This window comes from Bacilliculturomica massiliensis (genome assembly GCF_900605495.1).
GTDB lineage: Bacteria > Bacillota > Clostridia > Peptostreptococcales > Anaerovoracaceae > Bacilliculturomica > Bacilliculturomica massiliensis.
Window position 1 is genome coordinate 12,015 of record NZ_LR027600.1, and the last position, 18,832, is coordinate 30,846.

18 protein-coding genes are annotated in these 18,832 nt (G+C 38.1%); all 18 read left to right on the forward strand.

From position 1 onward, the window contains the following. Positions 1-46 precede the first annotated feature (46 nt). A complete protein-coding gene (locus E0E37_RS03800; RefSeq protein WP_130861660.1) occupies positions 47-1,102 on the forward strand; it encodes a TIGR00180 family glycosyltransferase in 1,056 nt (351 codons plus the stop codon). Then, the gene (locus tag E0E37_RS03805) at positions 1,099-2,235 is read left to right on the forward strand and encodes a TDP-N-acetylfucosamine:lipid II N-acetylfucosaminyltransferase (RefSeq protein WP_130861661.1); all 1,137 of its coding nucleotides are present in this window, start codon (positions 1,099-1,101) and stop codon (positions 2,233-2,235) included. The genes E0E37_RS03800 and E0E37_RS03805 overlap by 4 nt, the downstream gene beginning before the upstream one ends. A 2-nt stretch (positions 2,236-2,237) precedes the next feature. After that, positions 2,238-3,197: a radical SAM/SPASM domain-containing protein gene (locus E0E37_RS03810; RefSeq protein ID WP_130861662.1), complete on the forward strand. Its 960-nt coding sequence runs from the start codon at positions 2,238-2,240 to the stop codon at positions 3,195-3,197. 16 nt (positions 3,198-3,213) lie between these two features. Then, the gene (locus E0E37_RS03815; protein ID WP_130861663.1) at positions 3,214-3,939 is read left to right on the forward strand and encodes a WbqC family protein; all 726 of its coding nucleotides are present in this window, start codon (positions 3,214-3,216) and stop codon (positions 3,937-3,939) included. Then, on the forward strand, positions 3,920-5,056 hold the full coding sequence (gene rffA / locus E0E37_RS03820; RefSeq protein WP_246019629.1) for a dTDP-4-amino-4,6-dideoxygalactose transaminase: 1,137 nt from the start codon (positions 3,920-3,922) through the stop codon (positions 5,054-5,056). Before E0E37_RS03815 ends, rffA begins: the two co-directional genes overlap by 20 nt. Before the next feature lie 15 nt (positions 5,057-5,071). Continuing rightward, the gene (gene rfbA, locus E0E37_RS03825; RefSeq protein WP_130861664.1) at positions 5,072-5,947 is read left to right on the forward strand and encodes a glucose-1-phosphate thymidylyltransferase RfbA; all 876 of its coding nucleotides are present in this window, start codon (positions 5,072-5,074) and stop codon (positions 5,945-5,947) included. 220 nt (positions 5,948-6,167) lie between these two features. Beyond that, on the forward strand, positions 6,168-7,142 hold the full coding sequence (gene rfbB, locus E0E37_RS03830) for a dTDP-glucose 4,6-dehydratase (RefSeq protein ID WP_130861665.1): 975 nt from the start codon (positions 6,168-6,170) through the stop codon (positions 7,140-7,142). A gap of 445 nt (positions 7,143-7,587) precedes the next feature. Further along, positions 7,588-9,552, forward strand: a complete 1,965-nt coding sequence (gene asnB / locus E0E37_RS03835) for an asparagine synthase (glutamine-hydrolyzing) (protein ID WP_130861666.1) — start codon at positions 7,588-7,590, stop codon at positions 9,550-9,552. Between the two features lie 41 nt (positions 9,553-9,593). Beyond that, entirely contained in the window at positions 9,594-10,718 is a 1,125-nt protein-coding gene (locus tag E0E37_RS03840) for a glycosyltransferase family 4 protein (RefSeq protein WP_130861667.1), read from the forward strand. Positions 10,719-10,752: 34 nt separating this feature from the next. Then, complete coding sequence (locus tag E0E37_RS03845; protein ID WP_130861668.1) at positions 10,753-11,835, forward strand: Gfo/Idh/MocA family protein; 1,083 nt, start codon at positions 10,753-10,755, stop codon at positions 11,833-11,835. Between the two features lie 33 nt (positions 11,836-11,868). Beyond that, complete coding sequence (locus E0E37_RS03850; RefSeq protein WP_130861669.1) at positions 11,869-12,627, forward strand: polysaccharide deacetylase family protein; 759 nt, start codon at positions 11,869-11,871, stop codon at positions 12,625-12,627. 10 nt (positions 12,628-12,637) lie between these two features. Then, the gene (locus tag E0E37_RS03855; RefSeq protein ID WP_130861670.1) at positions 12,638-13,540 is read left to right on the forward strand and encodes a UDP-3-O-(3-hydroxymyristoyl)glucosamine N-acyltransferase; all 903 of its coding nucleotides are present in this window, start codon (positions 12,638-12,640) and stop codon (positions 13,538-13,540) included. A gap of 17 nt (positions 13,541-13,557) precedes the next feature. Next, positions 13,558-14,682, forward strand: a complete 1,125-nt coding sequence (locus E0E37_RS03860) for a DegT/DnrJ/EryC1/StrS family aminotransferase (RefSeq protein ID WP_130861671.1) — start codon at positions 13,558-13,560, stop codon at positions 14,680-14,682. A gap of 10 nt (positions 14,683-14,692) precedes the next feature. Next, positions 14,693-15,295, forward strand: a complete 603-nt coding sequence (locus E0E37_RS03865; protein WP_130861672.1) for an acyltransferase — start codon at positions 14,693-14,695, stop codon at positions 15,293-15,295. After that, positions 15,282-16,598, forward strand: a complete 1,317-nt coding sequence (locus tag E0E37_RS03870) for a nucleotide sugar dehydrogenase (RefSeq protein WP_330548536.1) — start codon at positions 15,282-15,284, stop codon at positions 16,596-16,598. The genes E0E37_RS03865 and E0E37_RS03870 overlap by 14 nt, the downstream gene beginning before the upstream one ends. A 13-nt stretch (positions 16,599-16,611) precedes the next feature. Then, positions 16,612-17,649, forward strand: a complete 1,038-nt coding sequence (locus E0E37_RS03875; protein WP_130861673.1) for a glycosyltransferase family 2 protein — start codon at positions 16,612-16,614, stop codon at positions 17,647-17,649. Then, the gene (locus E0E37_RS03880; RefSeq protein ID WP_130861674.1) at positions 17,636-18,325 is read left to right on the forward strand and encodes a sugar transferase; all 690 of its coding nucleotides are present in this window, start codon (positions 17,636-17,638) and stop codon (positions 18,323-18,325) included. The genes E0E37_RS03875 and E0E37_RS03880 overlap by 14 nt, the downstream gene beginning before the upstream one ends. Next, the gene (locus E0E37_RS03885) at positions 18,309-18,827 is read left to right on the forward strand and encodes an LbetaH domain-containing protein (RefSeq protein WP_130861675.1); all 519 of its coding nucleotides are present in this window, start codon (positions 18,309-18,311) and stop codon (positions 18,825-18,827) included. The genes E0E37_RS03880 and E0E37_RS03885 overlap by 17 nt, the downstream gene beginning before the upstream one ends. Positions 18,828-18,832: the final 5 nt, after the last annotated feature.

Below are 18,832 nucleotides of genomic sequence, written 5' to 3' on the forward strand. Positions count from 1 at the left end.
ATAATAAGCGAGAATATTTGGTGTGTTTAAGAAGGGAAAATAAAAAATGACAGGTGGAACGAGGAGGATTTGTGTAATCATACCAACAAATAACAGACAGTATTATCTGGGAGAGGTTATTAAATATTGGGAAAATAGCGAATTTGATATTATAATTTGTGATTCAACTATTCACAAGTATGAAGAGATAGCAAACCATAATGTTGAGTATGTACATTACCCTGAAGAGAAATTTCCGGAAAAAGTATACCGAACTATTATAGAAAAGAATGTAAAGGAACAATATGACTTCGTCGTGTTTAGTGCAGACGACGATTTTGTTTATCTTGATTCAATTGGAAAATGCGTTGATTTTTTGATAAATAATAAGGATTATGGCTCAGTACGAGGGCAGTTTCTTAGTTATGAGTATGAAGGTGGAAGTTCAATTCAATTAAATCCTCCGTACAAAGATGAATTAGACCTTGATTATGGAGAAGACACGGCATATGAAAGAATCAAGCATTTTCATAGTGTAAAAGCTGAAGTCGTGTGGGGAGTCTATCAAGCTGACGTTATTTATAATATCTTTAGGGATATGCATTCTGCTAATTTACCGACTTACAATGAGTTAGAGACGCACGGTATATGTTTATTTGCCTTAATGTATGGAAAGCACAAGATTTGCCCATTTTTTTACGGAATGAGAGAAGCATCTATTTATTCCGTTGGTAGTTGTGCAAAACGATTGGTGGAAATAATAAACAGTGATGAATATACAAAAGAGGTTGAGAACTATTTTAATGCGATAGCAATAGGGCTTCGAAGGATTGATGGAATTGAATTTGAGCAAGCTTACGATTTTGTGAAAAATGAAACCAATCAGCTCGTTAAGTTGTACGCTGATATAAATTCAAATAGTAAATCGCGTTTATTAACTTTAAAAAAATGTTTAAAAAATGTTCGGGTTTTCCGGTTTGTTAAAATACTCATAAAACATAAAAAAAGTAAAGTGAAGAGCTTGTATAAGACATTTAGACCTATCGCTGCAGAGAATAAAATATTATTAGAAGAAGTTAGGTTTATTGAAGCAGCTATTGTTAAAAGGGGGAAAACAAGATGAAATGTTTACATTTTATGCATGATTCTGCTTTTTGTCAAAAAATACTTCTAGAAATGCAAGAAATGTTCCCTAATGATGTGCATACTTTTTTTATTATCACGAATGCCAATGAATTAAAATTTATTAAGCAGGAGGAGATTGATTTTGCTATAAAGTTGATAAAGGTACCACAAGGGATGAAAAAGTGTTTTGCATTGCATAACAAAGAATTAAAAAAGGTTATACCATTATATGATAGAATATATGTTCATTATTTAGATAATTGGTCTATAACATGGATCACTCGTTATATAAAACCTGATCAGAAGCTTTATTGGATTGTTTGGGGGGGGGATTTATATAGTAAAAAGAAAAGGTACTTTTATGAAAAAGAAACGTATCAATTAATTAAATATGATTGCTTACGTGAGTTCCTTAAGAATTTAATTTACATGAAAATGAAAAGAATCAGATTCATGCATCGCGTGGACTACGTTTGTACAAGTTATGATGGTGATTTTAATTTTTTCAAAGAATGCTATCCTAATGTTTCTTCCGAGCATTTACATTTTGTATTTCCCCAACCGATAGAATTAGATAGAATGCGGCTTGAGAAACACAAACAAATCAATAGTGAAACAAGAATTCTGGTAGGTAACTCGGCGGATCCTTCAAACAATCATGTTGAAGTATTTCAGATGTTGAAAAATTTAAAAGGGGAGTTTAGAGTTTTTTGTCCACTTTCATATGGAGATAATAAATATGCAGACAAAGTTATAGAACGGGGGAAGAGTATACTGGGACAACGATTTATCCCAATCGTGAAATATATGAATCCTGATGATTACTATAGCTTTCTTAATGGTATAGATATCGCTATTATGAATCATAAAATGCAACAAGCAGGGGGGAATATATTGACATTGTTATATTTGGGAAAAACTTTATATATGTGTGATACTTCCGTATTTCAGGATATAATAAATAATAATGGCCACGCATTCCCAATTGGAGATTTAAAAAATATATCTGGTTGTAGTGATATTGCGTTTTTAAATAAAAATCAAATTAATGACAATAAAAAATATGTTGAAAAATTTGTTGCTAAAAAAAACAGAATGAAGGCCTATGAGGTTATTTTTGGAGGGAATTGAAGATGGTTGGAATAAAATATGGTTTTTATGATAGGTTAACAGCGGATTTTCCATCGCAGATTATTGTGGATGTTACAGAAAATTGTAATTATGCATGTGCGCATTGTCCACATGCAAATTTTGCCCAAAGTAGTGTGTTCACAGGCGCACAACTTTCTTTATCTCTTCACAATCAAATGATAGATGAAGTAAAAGCTTATGGACGGGCTTGTACTCAGCAGATAAGATATACAGCGAATGGAGAACCATTATTGCATCCTCAAATTTTTGATATGCTGGAGTATTCGGTAAATAATTCTGGTACATTTGTTTCGCTTACTACCAATGGATCGTTGTTGAATGAAAGAAATTGTGACAAATTATTGAATATAAACATAAATTTAATTGATGTAAGTTTGGATGCAAACAGTAAAGAGACTTATGAAAAAATTCGAATAAACGGAGACTTTGATAGGGTTAAAGAAAACGTATTAAATTTAATTAATATAAAAAAGGAAAGAAAAGCTGCGACAAAGATTGTAGTGAGTTTTGTTGTGCAACCGCTTAATTTACATGAAGCGAAACAATTTGAAGAATACTGGTACTCCCAGGGAGTTGACTATGTAGTTATGCGAAAATTACACACTGCGGCTGGGGCTAACCATATGCATATTTCAGATAACGATGAGCAAAGAAAGCCCTGTATTTACCCATGGGAAAGAATAGTTTTGTCGGCGAAAGGGGAACTTGGGTTTTGCCCTAATTCTTGGGAGGGGAAAAGTACTATATGTCAGTATGATGAAAAAAACTCCATTCATAAATTGTGGAAAAGCGATATTTATGCACAGTTGAGAAATGAGCATCTGAATAATCAATTCCAATCCGGACATGTCTGTACAAATTGTGAGGATTGGAAAGCTATGAACTGGCCAGGAGCAGGAAGAGGTTATGGCGATATGATAAAAGATTTTAGAAACGAGTAATGGTGGGTGTTTATCAATGAAAAAGGTTGCAGTGCTACAGTCCAATTATATTCCATGGAAAGGGTATTTTGATATCATACATGATGTCGATTTGTTTGTTTTTTACGATGATGTACAATACACGACAAGAGACTGGCGGAATAGGAACACCGTGAAGACCAAAGATGGAATTATATGGCTGACGGTTCCAACAGGTTCAGATCGTAATAGAACAATTGATGAAGTACAATTAAGTGCCTATGACTGGCAAAGAAATCATTATGATATATTATATATGACATATTCAAAGACAAAATATTTCAATATGTACAAAGACTTCTTGGAAAATGTATTTCTGGAGAAGAAATGGGGCAATTTGTCTCAAATGAATCAATATATTATCAAATACATAAGTAAAGAATTTTTGAGTATTGAAACGGAGTTTTCTGATAGCAGATCTTTCGGGCATATAGAAGGGAAAAAACATACAAAATTATTGAACTTAGTTAAGGCAACAGGTGCGCAAGAATATTTGTCAGGGCCAGCAGCCCAAAATTATATTATTGAGAAAGATTATACGGAAGCTGGAATAAAATTGTCTTGGAAAGATTATTCAAATTACCCCGAATACGATCAAGTATACCCCCCATTTACACATAATGTTAGTATATTAGATCTCTTATTTCATACAGGAGAAGAGGCTCCGTATTATATTTGGGGGTGGCGAGAGGAGAAAATGAAAAGTGTGGCAGATTCCATTTAATAGGCCGGTCATTACAGATACGCAAACGGAGTATTTGAAGGAGTCGTTTCAGAGCGGGAAACACTGTGGGGGCGGCCCTTTTACACTTCAATGCGAAGAATGGATTGAGCAGCACACATTGACTACAAAAGCATTGCTGACGCCTTCAGGTACACATGCTCTTGAATTTGCGGCATTATTGCAAAATATAAATACTGGTGATGAAGTAATCTTGCCTTCTTATACATTCACATCAACGGCCAACGCATTTGCAATTCGCGGGGCTAGTTTGGTATTTGTTGACATAAGGCCGGATACAATGAATATTGATGAAAAATTAATCGAACCGGCGATTACGGATAGAACTAAGGCGATTGTACCAGTTCATTATGGCGGAGTATCCTGTGAAATGGATGAAATTTGTATGGTGGCACGTAAATACCAAATCGAAGTCATAGAAGATGCAGCGCAAGGGGTAATGGCATCATATAAGGGAAGGGCATTAGGTAGTATAGGTGATTTTGGATGCTTCAGTTTTCATGAAACCAAAAATTATAGTATGGGGGAAGGTGGAGCTCTGTTAATAAATCATAAAACTGATGTGGAGAACGCCTTAATAGTAAGAGAAAAAGGCACTAATAGAAGCCAATTTATGCGGGGTCAAGTTGATAAATACACATGGCAGTCAGTTGGGTCATCTTTTTTAGCAAGCGATATTAGTGCTGCATTGTTGAGCAGTCAGTTGAAATACGCAGAGCAAATTAATTATGCAAGACTAAAACATTGGAGTACTTATAATGAGTTGTTGGAGCCTCTCCGAATTAGGGGATGTATAGAATTGCCGACTGTACCCGAGGGTTGCAAACATAATGCGCATATGTTTTATATTAAAGTCAAGGATATTGAAGAGCGTACAACTTTGATGAGTTTTCTTAAGCATCATGGTGTCGTGGCTGCTTTTCATTATGTTCCGTTGCATTCCTCATCGGCAGGAAGAAAATATGGCGTTTTCCACGGAAGGGATATTTATACGACAAAAGAAAGTGAACGACTTTTGCGCCTACCCATGTTCTACGACCTGAAAGAAGGCGAAATAGAATATGTATGTAGGCTAATTAATGATTTTTATTTGGGATGACATCTGGAGGAAAATATGAAAGGAATCGTTCTGGCGGGAGGAAAGGGATCTAGATTATATCCAGCAACAAAAGTGATATCCAAGCAGCTGCTCCCCGTCTATGACAAGCCGTTGATTTATTATCCACTTTCGGTGTTGTTGCTTGCTGGAATTAGGGATATTCTAATTATTTCTGATCCGATATCATTAGCACAGTACAAAATGTTATTAGGCAGTGGCGAAAAATGGGGGATTAGATTTACATATGCAATACAAGAATATCCTCGCGGATTAGCAGAGGCATTTATTATTGGGGAAGAGTTTATAGGACAGAGTGATGTCTGTCTCGTGCTTGGTGACAATGTGTTTTATGGAAATATAACAGATCTTATGCGAAAGGCATTGTCGTTGAAGAATAGCGGTGCAGTTGTTTTTGGATATCCAGTACAGAATCCGAGCGATTTTGGAGTAATAGAGTTAGACAGAAGTGGAAATATATTATCTATTGAAGAAAAACCTGAGAATCCAAAGTCTAAATTCGCAGTGCCGGGACTTTATCTATATAATCACGATGTGGTTGAAATTGCGAAAGGCATACAACCATCAGCACGAGGAGAATTAGAGATTACAGCTGTAAATGATGAGTATTTAAAGCAAGGAAGATTAAGTTGTCAGCTCCTGGGTAGAGGGTTTGCGTGGCTGGATACAGGAACCCCAAAAGGTTTGTTGCGTGCTAGTCAATTTGTAGAGACTGTTCAGGAACGACAGGGAATGTACATAGCTGCGCTGGAAGAGATCGCATGGAGACAGGGATTTATAAAGACAGAAGAATTAATTGAGTTGGGCGAGCAATTAAGAATGACGGATTATGGAAAATACTTAATGTCCTTGGTGGAAGGGAAAAGTGATTAATAGCAAACGGATTTTTAATTTATAACAACATTTATTAGTATACACTAACCTTGGTTAAAGGAATTTATTCAGCGAGTCAATAATGGAAGTGCTAAAGATAATATCAAACAATAAGTGTATTAGAAGTCCTAAAACTTTAATGTCTAACTCAATATAGCTTGTAGGGGTAGTGCTCTTTTGATTAACCGCTAGTATTTAATAAAATTAACAAGGAGTAATTATGGATGTATTTATGGTAACTGGAGGAGCCGGTTTTATAGGAAGCAACTTTATTCATTATATGTTAGGCCGATATCCAGAAGCAAAAATTGTATGTGTTGATTTATTGACTTATGCTGGAAAACTGGAAAACCTATCTGATGTTTATGACAATAAAAACTTATTTTTTGAGAAAGCAGACATTACAGATCAGACTTTGGTGTTTAAGTTATTTGATACTTATCAGCCAGACTATGTTATTAATTTTGCGGCAGAAAGTCATGTAGATCGTTCCATAATAAATCCTGATATATTTTTCAAAACGAATATATTAGGAACTCAGGTGTTGCTTGATGCTAGCATGAGATATAAAGTAAAAAGGTTTCATCAGGTATCCACAGATGAGGTTTATGGAGATTTGCCATTAGAAAGGCCAGATTTAAAGTTCACGGAAAACTCGGCAATAAAGCCATCCAGCCCATATTCCGCATCAAAAGCTTCGGCAGATTTACTGGTCCAAAGTTATATACGCACTTTCAATATAAATGCGACGATATCAAGATGTAGTAATAATTATGGGCCATATCAATATCCTGAGAAATTAATCCCTGTTGTAATAAACAAAGCAATAAAAAAAGAGTTAGTTCCGGTGTATGGTTCCGGTTGTAATGTTAGAGACTGGTTACATGTGAACGATCATTGCTCTGCAATCGATAGTATATTACACTCAAATGTATCCTCTGTAGTGTATAATATAGGGGGAGGCAATGAGAAGAGTAATCTAGATTTAGTACGTTTAATTCTGAGAATATTGGGTGAAAAGGATGAAATTATAGAGTTTGTTCCGGACCGGAGAGGACATGATTTAAGATATTCAATTGATGCATCAAAAATTCAGAAAGAGTTAGATTGGAAGCCTAAAATTTGCTTTGACGACGGTTTGGAAGAAACGGTTAGATGGTATGTTGACAGATTTAAATCAGGTTTGGTAAAATAATTTAAATAATGAAGAGACCGAGTTTGAAACTTAAACATGGAGATTAGTTGATAAGAAAGCACATCAGGCTGTAGCTTCTATATGTCTGTGATGGTGTAGATGTCATTGCATTAACTAGCGGGCTCAGGACACAAGATGTTTGAATGATGAAACAGACAAATCCTGACAATCGGCCTCAAATGCCCCATCGACAGCGGCCTGTATTTCTTCAATTTAATTACTGGGCGAGTGAGCTTATGTAATTTGGAGAGGATTTAGAGGAATATGCAGACTTTGCGAAAATATTGCTGTAAACATCATAAGCTTGAGTGAATCAGTTAGACAGTTAGGGATATAGCAGGCTCATATTCTTTATGGTTATTTGCTATATAAACAAACTATTTGTTCTGGAAAATATAGATAGACTAACGTGATTTTTGTAAATATTGTAATATGAGGAGGGAAAATGTGTGGTATTGCAGGAGTATTGGATTTTACCGAAGAATTAACTATTAAAGAAGTAAAAGCGATGACAAATATAATTCGCCACAGAGGACCCGATGATGAAGGATATACATTGTGGGGAGATGAAGGATATGTACAAGCTGTCGGGGTTGAAACAGTTAATTTGCGACCGAAAAAAATCTTGAATATTGATGATATTTCAAAAGAAAAAAAATATTTTTTAGCGTTTGGTCATAGGCGTCTGAGTATACTGGATCTAACGAGTTATGGTCATCAACCAATGACAGATGACTCGGGAACAGTTCATATTACCTTTAATGGAGAGATATATAATTACTTGGAATTAAAAAAACAATTAGTGGAGAAAGGTCATTACTTTAAAAGCACATGTGATACAGAAGTATTAATAGAGGCGTACAAAGAGTGGGGAGAGGATTGTGTAAAACATTTCAATGGAATGTGGGCATTCGCTGTTTGGGATATGAAGGAACAGAAATTATTTTGTTCGAGAGATCGATTGGGCGCTAAGCCTTTATTTTATTATCTAGATAAAGAAAAAGGTAGGTTTGTGTTTGGGTCTGAATTAAAGCAAATTTGTCAAATAAGCATTGTGCCAAGAATTTTAAATATGCAGACGGTTGCAGTAAATTTAGTTTATAATATATCAGATTTTAATGATGAGACATTGATTAAGGATATACATCTATTAAAGCCTGGACATAGCATAACGGTGTATACTGATATAAAAAAACACTGTATTATTGATGCAGTAGTACAAGATTACTGGAAATTGGAAGTAAAAGAAAATCATAAATTGAGTTTCGATGAAAGTGTCCAACTGGTTGGTGAGAACTTAAAAAAAAGCGTTGAATATCGATTGAGAAGCGATGTTCCGATAGCCACTATGCTGTCTGGGGGGTTAGATAGTTCTTCTCTTGTCACAGAGATTTGTGAACAATTGGGAAATAGTCACAATTGGAGTTCGTGTGTTCTTAGCACGTATACGTCCTGTTACGAGGAGTCACCAGAAAATGATGAAAAGAACTATGCACAAATGGTGAATGAATATCATCATTGTAATTCTCATTATGTCTATCCGCATATAGAGCAGACTGATGAATTGTTTAAGAAAATGGTATGGCACTTAGAAGGCGTCGGAGGATATTCCTTATTGGGAGTGATGCAAGTAATAGAAGCTGTGGCAAAAGATGGATATAAGGTGGTAATAAATGGGCAAGGTGCTGATGAATCTCTTTTCGGCTACGAAAGATATTACGTATATTACTTTTATGAGTTAATAAAACAATTAAAATGGAGAAAATTAGTTAATGAGTTTAATCTAGCTACAAAAAATAGTAGATGTTCCGCGCCGAAGTTATTTAAATTATTTGTATATTTTAATAATCCGTCAATAAGGACACTGATAAAGAAAAAAATAATCAAAAAATATTGTAAAGCTACTCTGTTAGATACGATAAAAACAAGTGATTATAAGGAAATGTTGGCTCCCAAAAGTTTGCAGCAGTTATTGCATGATGAAATTTGTGGGCAACAATTAAACCATATACTACGTTATGACGACCGGTTGTACATGGCGTATTCAATAGAGAGCCGGGTTCCATTTATTGATTATGAATATATTGAATCTATTGCATCTATTCCAGTAGATTATAGAATAAAAGGGGGTTATACTAAGAGTTTATTAAGACATTTGTTTGCAGGCCGTATGCCAGATGAGGTAACTTGGAGAAAAAACAAAATGGGGTTCGGCGCCCCAACCGAAAGGTGGAGTCATAATTTTTCTGAGGAATTCATAGAAGATATTTTTCATGAACCAAGAAGTAATGCTATTTTTGAAGTTGATCAATTACGGCAGTTATATAATCAAAATTCAAACCAACAAATATTAGCAGACTTTTTTGCTATTGAACTTTTCATGCGTCAATTTGATGTTTCAATAGACTAATAAAGTCAGGAAAATTTGAAGGTTTTATAAAGGGGCCCTGCATGGATAGAAAAAAGGTTTGCCACATCAGTACGGCACACATGAATAATGATATTAGAATATTTGAAAAGGAGTGCGTATCCTTATCCAAAGCTGGTTACGAGGTTTATCTTGTTTGCCAAGGGGAAAGTGGTGTTAAAGACGGTGTTAAACTAATTTCATTGCCGCCTTCAAAGAATCGGATGGATAGAATGCTACATGGTACTATACGCGCTTATCGAGCGGCATTAATAATTGATGCAGATATATATCATATTCATGATCCAGAACTACTACCAATAGCGATAAAGCTATATAGGAAAGGCAAAAAAGTTATTTTCGATAGTCATGAGTTTTATCGTATGCAAATATTATCAAAAGAATATATTCCAAAGATACTTCGCAAAATAATCTCATTTATATATGCTAAGTACGAAACACATGTATGCAAAAATATTAATGCAGTAATTTTTCCTTGTCTGTTAAACGGGAGAAATGTATTTGAAGGTCGCTCTAAACAAAACGTAATGATAAATAACGTTCCGAAGTTAGAAGATTTTTATGAGTATTATGATGAGAATGATTACCCAAAAGCTATGGTGCGGGATAAAAAAAGGATATGTTATACAGGTTCTCTTTCTCATGAGCGTGGGATCGGCTTTCTTATCAAAGCGGCCCAATTAGCGAATGTTGACTTGGTTTTAGCAGGCAGGTTTTCATCTCCAGATTTTGAAAAATACGTCAAAGATTTTTTGATTTCGAATCAAGTAGATTATAGGGGAGTGTGCAACAAAGAACAAGTTCGTCAGATTTATAAAGAGTGCGTGATTGGGTGCTGCACACTTTTAAATGAAATACAATATGGCATGGTTGATAATTTGGCTACAAAAGTATATGAATACATGTCGTTAGGCATACCGGTAATTATATCCAAAACAGCATTTAATCAAAGGTTATTGAATGAATATGAATTTGGAATTAGCGTGAATCCTGATAATGTAGAGGAAATTTCTGATGCGATTGAATATCTGATTGCAAGTCCAAATGAAGCAAAGAAAATGGGTCTAAACGGGAGAAAGTTAATCAAGGAAATGTTTAATTGGGAATTGGAGTCTGAAAAATTATTGTCACTTTATAGTTCTATTTAAAAATAATAATGGATGTTGTAAAGGAAATGGATGAATGTATAAAATGGAATTAATTGGATGCGGCCGCATTTCATACAAGCATGTGCAGGCCGCCATCGAAAACAAAGATAAAATAGAGCTAGTTGCGTTTTGCGATCCCATTAAAGAAAGAGCAGCCGAGAGATGTCGTCAATATACAGACGCATTGGAAGTGGATCAAAACCCGTTAATATACACAAATCATTTAAAGATGCTGGACGAAATTGATTGCGATATTGTAGCTATCGCGACTGAAAGCGGTTTCCATGCTGAGATTGCCATTGAATGCATGAAACGAGGAAAGCATGTAATCGTAGAGAAGCCGATGGCCTTGTCCACAGAGGACGCTGAGCGGATGATTCAAACTGCGGATGAGAATCATGTGAAGTTGTGTGTCTGTCATCAAAATCGTTTCAATCCGCCGATTCAAAAACTGAGACAAGCCCTTGATGCGGGGCGATTTGGTCGTATTATAGCGGGAAATGCGCGAATTTTATGGAATAGGGATATCAACTATTACAAACAGGCTCCGTGGCGTGGGACGTATGAGCAGGACGGCGGCTGCTTGATGAACCAATGTATTCATGGGATCGATCTGCTTCAGTGGATGCTTGGCGGTGAAATGGACTGGCTGAATGGGACTGTCGGGAACTATATGCATCCATATATTGAAGCGGAGGACTACGGAAGCATTCAGATCCGCTTTAAAAATGGCGCCATCGGCAATGTGGAGGGCACGGTGTGTGTTTATCCAAAGAATTTAGAAGAAACTCTAACGATAATTGGAGAGAATGGTACAGTAGCGATCGGCGGTCTCGCAGTCAATAAGATCGAAACCTGGGATTTCGCTGACGGCAAAGACACGCTGGAACAGGTAATTGCTGAATGCAACGGCGATGTGGAAAATGTATATGGAAGCGGGCATACGCCACTCTATGCAGATATGATTGAGGCGATCGAGCAGGACCGGGTCCCCTATATAGATGGACGAGAGGGTAAGAAAGGAATGGAAATCATCCTGGCAACATATCGTTCGAGTCAAGAGGAAAGGCGGATTCGTTTTCCTGTTGATCACATACGTTCATTGGATTTTATATGATCCTTAAAACCGAGATGGAAAGTAGTCAATTAAATGTTTGATGAAAAGGGAATAAAGATGGATTTCACCTATGAAGCTTATGTGGAATTAATAAAATTGCTCAAGAAGCACGGCTATCAGATCGCAAATTATCACAATCACAGCAGCTGCGAGAGGGCGGCAATACTGCGGCACGATGTGGATTATTCCTTGGATGATTCACTCAGGATGGCGGAACTTGAACGTTCTATAGGGGAAGGTGTTTCATCTACGTATTTTGTGTTGCTTTCATCTGATTTTTATAATATCGCATCGGCTGAAGGCAAGCGAATTGTTCGGGATATACACGCCCTCGGTCATGAAATTGGGCTACATTTTGATGAGACATTGTATCATTATGAAACCCTTGACATAGTTGAGTGTATCAGAAAAGAATCCAATATTATGGAGCAGATTCTGGAAGTCCCTATTTCCGCAGTGTCCATGCATCGCCCTTCGCCCCGAACGCTGCAGGCGGATTTGCGGATTCCTGGTATGATAAATGCCTATGGAAGTCTGTTTTTCAATGAGTTTAAATATCTGTCCGATAGTCGGAGACATTGGAGAGAAGATATAAAAGGTATCATAGAAAAGGGGCAATATGATAAGCTGCAGATTCTAACACATGCGTTCTGGTACAAGAAAGAAGCGGAGACGTTGGAGTCGACTGTGAAAACTTTTGTGAATCATGCCAACTTTGATCGTTATAAACGTTTAGATCACAACATAAAAGATTTAGGCGCTATCATGGCTGAAGAAGAGATAGAAGGTTAGGAATAGGAAAATGAATAGCATAATAAAAATTGGAGATGTTTTAGATTATCTCACACAACAGGGTGTCGTATATCAATTTCAAGGAGATTTAAGTGTTGACATCGAGGGGTTTTCTTCTCTGGGAAACTATAAAGGGAAAACATTAACCTGGATCAAGAAATTGGATAGCATTCCGAACAGTGAGGTGCTGAATGATGTGACGCTCGCTGTTGTGGAAGATGGAGTTAAGCTTGAACTTCCTAATATGATTATGGTGAAAAACTCTAAAAAGTGTTTTTTTGATATCATTGAACATTTTTTTAATCATCCAGTTATATTGCCTGAAGTGGGTGCGGGCACTTATATATCGCCGTCAGTAAAACTTGGAAAGAACGTGAAAATTGGATATAACTGCGTTTTGGACGGAGATATTACCGTTGGAGACGGCACCGTGATCTACCATAATGTTTCGATTATAAATAAGGTCAAAATCGGAAGCGATTGTGTTATCCAATCCGGAGTGGTCATTGGACAGGATGGATTTGGTTACTCTGAAGACGAGGATCATAGGAAGACAATGGTCAGACATTATGGCGGTGTTATCATAGGAAATAATGTGCATATATCGGCAAATTGCAACATCGCCCGCGGAACAATTGACAATACGGTTATTGGAGATGGTTCGAAGTTTGACGCCTTGTGCCACATTGCGCATAATGTTGAGATTGGGAAAAATGTGGCTTTGATTGCGGGAGCAACGATTTACGGATCTGTACAAATTGGTGATAACGCATATGTTTCAGGATGCATCGTAAAGAACCAGAAAAAGATTGGTGAAAACGCGCTGGTGGGAATGGGAAGTATCGTAATCAAAGATGTGGAAGCAGGCATGGTTGTAGCCGGAAATCCGGCGAAACCTCTGGTAAAGAAATAAATGGGGATGTTAGATTAATGCAGTTTATAGATTTAAAAAGACAATATAAAGCTTTGGAACCCGCGATCAACAAGGCGGTTCAAGAAGCCATAGAATCCGCTCATTTTATAATGGGCCCTGAAGTACGGGCGCTGGAAGAGAAGCTTGCCGAATACGTAGGAAGAAAGTATTGTGTGACCTGCGCGAATGGAACAGATGCGTTGCGTCTGGCGTTGGCGGCTTATGATATAAAAAAGGGGGACGCGGTATTTGTCCCCACCTTTACTTTTTATGCGTCTGCAGAGGTGATATCTCTGGTAGGCGCTGTTCCTGTTTTTGTGGATGTTGATCCGCGGACTTATAACATTTGTCCGAGATCTCTGAGAGAAGCAATAGAACGAGTGAAAAAGGAAGAAAAGCTCCGCCCCAGAGCAATTATCGCTGTAGATCTGTTTGGCCTTCCTGCGGATTATCCTGCCATAGAAAAATTGGCGATAGAATATAATTTGCTGCTGATCGAGGATGGCGCACAGGGCTTTGGTGGGATGATAGGTGAGAAGCGGGCCTGTTCTTTTGGCGATATTGCGACTACTTCATTTTTCCCGGCTAAACCATTGGGATGCTACGGAGATGGCGGAGCGGTCTTCACGGATGAAGAAAAAGTGAAAGATCTGCTGGAGTCCTTGAAAGTACACGGAAAAGGTCAGGACAAATACGACAATGTGCGGATCGGTTTGAATTCAAGACTGGACACCATGCAGGCGGCGATTTTGTCTGTTAAGCTGAAAGCGTTTCGCGAATACGAGATGAAGAGACGTCAGGAAATTGCAAAGCTGTATGATTTGCTGCTGGGCGGCACAGTAGATGTTCCTCATATTCCAGAAGGATATGTATCCAGCTACGCACAGTATTCCATTTTATTGAAGGATGAAGTTGAGCGGGATCAGCTGCAAAAAAAATTGAGTGAGTGTTCTGTGCCATCTATGATATACTATAAAAAGTCCATGCATCAGCAGACTGTTTATCGGAATAACTCGTCTGCATATTGGGGGTTTCCTAATGCAGAAACGGTGTCACAGCGTATCCTGAGTCTGCCGATGCACCCTTACCTTACAGAAGATGAGGTGACATATATTTGTAAGTTGATCGCGGAGAAAGATTGAGGCAGATAACATGAAAGCGAAAGATGTATTTGTACATGAATCCAGTTATGTGGACGAGCCTTGTGACATCGCCTCGGGCACAAAGATCTGGCATTTTTCTCATATTATGAAAAATTGCGTAATCGGGGCCGATTGCAATATTGGTCAAAATGTCGTTATCTCGCCGGATGTCAGATTAGGAAATAACGTTAAGATACAAAATAATGTATCCGTATATACGGGAGTGATCTGTGAGGATGATGTTTTTCTAGGTCCATCCTGTGTTTTTACAAATGTGATCAATCCAAGAAGCCATATAAGCCGCAAGGACGAGTATAAGCCCACGATTATCAAAAGGGGAGCGTCCGTTGGCGCAAACGCCACGATCGTCTGCGGATATACGATCGGGAGTTATGCGTTGATCGGCGCTGGGAGCGTCGTTACAAAGGATGTTCCTGATTATGCGTTGATGATGGGAAACCCGGCGAGAGTGAAGGGCTGGGTCTGCCAATGTGGAGAGAAACTCGAATTTAACAGCAAGAACGAAGCGGTGTGTGCCGAATGCGGAGCGCAATATCAATTAATTGGAGGACGCGTAAAGCAGCTAAGCGGGGTGCAGCATGATGAAAAATAATCTTTTGAAAAAAATACAGGATAGAGAGATCGCAGTCGGCGTAGTGGGGCTGGGCTATGTAGGCCTTCCATTGGCAGTAGAAAAGGCTGCGGCCGGCTTTAAAACCATTGGCTTTGATGTACAGACGAGTAAGGTGGACATGGTCAACCAGGGACACAATTATATTGGAGATGTGGTGGATAGCAATCTGCAGGCGTTGGTCTCCGGTGGGATGTTATCGGCAACTGCTGATTTTAGTTTTATTTCAAATGTAGATTTTATAGCCATCTGCGTACCCACTCCGTTGGATGAACATCAGCAGCCTGACATCACGTACGTACGGAATTCAGCTATTGAGATCGCAAAGTATCTTAAGCCGGAGACCATCGTTGTATTGGAAAGTACGACTTATCCTGGAACAACAGAGGAGCTTTTACTTCCAATTCTGGAGGAAGGTTCTGGGTTGAAATGCGGCAATGACTTTTATTTGGGTTTTTCACCCGAGCGGGTGGATCCAGGCAATTTAATTTATAAGACGAAAAATACGCCGAAAGTAGTGGGCGGAGTGGGAAAGGACGCGACAGAAGTGATAGCGGCCATGTACCGCAGTGTTCTGCAGGGCGATGTGATGGAAGTATCTTCGCCGAAAGTAGCGGAGATGGAGAAGCTGCTTGAGAACACCTATCGCCACATCAACATTGGACTTGCCAATGAGATGGCCATCATCTGTGAACGGATGGGCATCAATGTTTGGGAAGTGATCGACGCGGCGAAGACAAAACCCTATGGATTTCAGGCGTTTTATCCGGGTCCAGGCCTGGGGGGGCATTGCATTCCGCTGGACCCTTACTATTTGGTTTGGAAAGCAAAAGAATATAACTATCACGCGAAGTTAATAGAGACCTCCGGTATCATCAATGATTCTATGCCCGAATATGTAGTGGATCGCGCAGCAGGAATTTTGAATGAATTTGCGAAAGCGATAAAGGGGTCGAATATATTGTTGCTGGGAGTCGCATATAAGCAGGATATCGATGATTATAGAGAGAGTCCGGCGCTCAAGGTTTTGGAGATTTTGAGGAAGAGGGGCGCTGATGTTTGTTATTATGATCCATACGTTGCGAGTTGTCGATCGGGCGGCAATGTGTACGAGAGCATCAAAGAACTTTCGGCGGAGGTTCTACAAAAAGCCGATTTGGTAATGATCACAACTGCACACACAACAGTGAATTATGATTTTGTTCAGAAAAATTCCAAAGTGATTTTCGATACCAAAAACGCTTTGAAAGAAATTAAAACTAGAGAAAATATAATAATGTTGTAGGAATAGAAATACAATGCAAGATATAAATGGAATAAAAGTCTCGGTCATTATACCGGTTTTAAATGAAGCTGCATATATCAGAAGCAATATCGTGGGAATGCTGGAGACAAAATTCCCTATGGATCAAATCGAATTTATATATGTAGACGGGATGAGTAATGATGGTACCCGAGACATCATACAAGAATATGTTGAAAGATATCCTTGCATTCGTATGCTGGATAACCCTGAGAAAATAACCCCTGTCGCATTAAACATTGGTCACAAAAACGCGTATGGCACCTATTCAATATCATGTGGAGCTCATAGCAAAATGGCCCCAGAGTATATTGGTTTGTTAGTTGAAGCAATTGAGAACCTTCATGCAGAAGCGGTTGGGGGTAAAATCGTTACTGAGGTGTATCATCGCAACAAAAAGTCTATAGCCATTCAGAAAGTGTTGACAAATCGTTTTGGTGTGGGAAATACACCTTATCGAGTAGAAGATGCGGAACAGTCGATTAGAGAAGTTGATACTGCAGGGTTTTTATGTTATAATCGCAAATATTTATTATCCATAGGGGGATATGACGAAAACCTGATCCGTAATCAGGATATAGAGCTTAATAAGCGAATAAAAATAAATGGAGGGCGGATCTACCTAGTTCCCAAGGCCAGAGTGACGTATTTTGCTCGGGAGACCTATAGCGAACTTGCAAAAAATAACTACGGAAATGGAAAATGGAATTTGCTTACTTTGTTTTATACGAACGATTTTCGTTCGCTGAGTATTAGACATTTTATTCCTCTTTTATTTTTGCTGTCGTTGGTAGTACCGACTATATTGTCAATCGTTGATTTAAAATTTTTGATTGTCAGTGGACTATCGTTTATCGCTTATAATATGCTTATCATAAGCCAATGTATCAGATCATGTGATCCAAATACGACGATCTGGAGTTTATTAAAAGCTTTTTATACGTTACACTTTTCATATGGTTGGGGGTCTTTTATAGGGATTTTTAAGGTATTTAAACTGAAGCTATTTGGAGACAAAAATGAGAGTCATTAAACGAGGATTTGATTTAATATGCGCATCTTTTTTAGTCATTATTCTATCTCCATTGCTCATTGTTCTGTCTATAGTAGTAAGATGTAAGTTGGGTAAACCTGCCCTTTTTAAACAAAAAAGGCCAGGCTTGGACGGCAGGATTTTTACAATGTATAAATTCCGCAGCATGACAGACGAATTGGATGAGGACGGTAACTTGTTGCCGGATGATCTGCGCATGACTGATTTTGGAAGACTTCTGCGCAGCAGTAGCCTTGATGAGTTGCCAGAGCTCTTCAACATAATAAAGGGTGAGATGAGTTTTGTCGGACCACGTCCGCAGCTAATTCGCGACATGGTTTTTTTTAGTGACGAGCAGATGCAGCGTCAAAGCGTTATCCCAGGCTTAACGGGTTGGGCACAGGTGAATGGAAGGAACTCTATTTCATGGGAGGATAAATTTCGATATGATTTAGAGTACATAGATAATTGGTCTTTGGGTTTCGACATCAAAATTTTGTGGATGACAATTTTGAAAGTATTTAAGAGAGAAGGGATACATACGGAGGGGATGGAGACAGCAGAAGACTACGGGGTATACCTTTTGCGTATCGGTAAGATTGATCTTCTTACTTTTGAAGAAGGTATGGATCGGGCCAATAAGTTAATAGAGGATTATAATGAAAGTTATTGCTAAGGTCTACGAGAAGATAACACATAAAAAGGCGCCATATTATATGCATTATTCATTATGGACAATGATTATTAAACCAATAAGGAAATGGTTTAGCGTGGTGCTAATTCCCAGCATACCTTTTAATCGTATGCGGATCGTGTTATATCGATTATGTGGCTATAAAATTGGTAAAAACGTATTTATCGGAATGAGATGTTATCTGGATGATATGTGCCCGGAATTGTTTACAGTTGAAAATAGTGTTACCATTTCGTATGGTTGCTTTTTTGCTTGTCATGGAAAAGGGCAGGATCATCGGCCGATTCATATTTGTGAAGGTGCATATTTGGGGATGCGTTGCAGTGTCATTACATCTGGAGATAAAAACGGTGTAAGGATCGGGTACAATTCAATTATTGGTGCAAGTAGTTTAGTTCTGAACAGTATACCTGATGATTCTGTGGCCGTAGGAATCCCTGCGCTGGTTCGAAATGGGACGAATAAACTGTCGATTAAGGAGTAGGCGGC

Coding starts and splice junctions, on each gene's coding strand:
- E0E37_RS03870 (WP_330548536.1), top strand. CDS start 15,282: ATGATGAAAAATAATCTTTTGAAAAAAATACAGGATAGAGAGATCGCA.
- E0E37_RS03855 (WP_130861670.1), top strand. CDS start 12,638: ATGAATAGCATAATAAAAATTGGAGATGTTTTAGATTATCTCACACAA.
- rfbA (WP_130861664.1), top strand. CDS start 5,072: ATGAAAGGAATCGTTCTGGCGGGAGGAAAGGGATCTAGATTATATCCA.
- E0E37_RS03885 (WP_130861675.1), top strand. CDS start 18,309: ATGAAAGTTATTGCTAAGGTCTACGAGAAGATAACACATAAAAAGGCG.
- E0E37_RS03880 (WP_130861674.1), top strand. CDS start 17,636: ATGAGAGTCATTAAACGAGGATTTGATTTAATATGCGCATCTTTTTTA.
- E0E37_RS03860 (WP_130861671.1), top strand. CDS start 13,558: ATGCAGTTTATAGATTTAAAAAGACAATATAAAGCTTTGGAACCCGCG.
- E0E37_RS03850 (WP_130861669.1), top strand. CDS start 11,869: ATGTTTGATGAAAAGGGAATAAAGATGGATTTCACCTATGAAGCTTAT.
- E0E37_RS03810 (WP_130861662.1), top strand. CDS start 2,238: ATGGTTGGAATAAAATATGGTTTTTATGATAGGTTAACAGCGGATTTT.
- E0E37_RS03865 (WP_130861672.1), top strand. CDS start 14,693: ATGAAAGCGAAAGATGTATTTGTACATGAATCCAGTTATGTGGACGAG.
- E0E37_RS03875 (WP_130861673.1), top strand. CDS start 16,612: ATGCAAGATATAAATGGAATAAAAGTCTCGGTCATTATACCGGTTTTA.
- E0E37_RS03845 (WP_130861668.1), top strand. CDS start 10,753: ATGTATAAAATGGAATTAATTGGATGCGGCCGCATTTCATACAAGCAT.
- E0E37_RS03840 (WP_130861667.1), top strand. CDS start 9,594: ATGGATAGAAAAAAGGTTTGCCACATCAGTACGGCACACATGAATAAT.
- asnB (WP_130861666.1), top strand. CDS start 7,588: ATGTGTGGTATTGCAGGAGTATTGGATTTTACCGAAGAATTAACTATT.
- E0E37_RS03800 (WP_130861660.1), top strand. CDS start 47: ATGACAGGTGGAACGAGGAGGATTTGTGTAATCATACCAACAAATAAC.
- rfbB (WP_130861665.1), top strand. CDS start 6,168: ATGGATGTATTTATGGTAACTGGAGGAGCCGGTTTTATAGGAAGCAAC.
- E0E37_RS03805 (WP_130861661.1), top strand. CDS start 1,099: ATGAAATGTTTACATTTTATGCATGATTCTGCTTTTTGTCAAAAAATA.
- E0E37_RS03815 (WP_130861663.1), top strand. CDS start 3,214: ATGAAAAAGGTTGCAGTGCTACAGTCCAATTATATTCCATGGAAAGGG.